The organism is Bacillus sp. SIMBA_008, from assembly GCF_046535495.1.
GTDB classification, from domain to species: domain Bacteria; phylum Bacillota; class Bacilli; order Bacillales; family Bacillaceae; genus Bacillus; species Bacillus subtilis.
On sequence record NZ_JAWRWL010001322.1, the window covers coordinates 1 to 234 of the forward strand.

Sequence of the window (234 nt, forward strand, 5' to 3'; positions counted from 1 at the left end):
CATACGAATGAGGCAGTAAGTCGCGGAGCGTATTATGCGCAAATTTCATCTCACGGAGCGAAGGATCTATGCCGTCTCCACGAGGGACAAATCATTAAGCTGACTGACGATGCTCCCGGCAATTATCCGACATATGACGAACTCAAAGCGACCGGGGAGATATTTCACCCGCGTTGTAAGCACGTAATTTCTACAATAAGAAACCCATCAAGCGCCGTGTAGCGCTTTTTTTAT

The 234-nt window shown here is 47.4% G+C and carries 1 pseudogene; it reads left to right on the plus strand.

Annotated features, from left to right (window positions below):
- Positions 1-222: pseudogene (locus SB658_RS27730) on the plus strand (phage minor capsid protein); the annotation flags it as partial.
- Positions 223-234 lie beyond the last annotated feature (12 nt).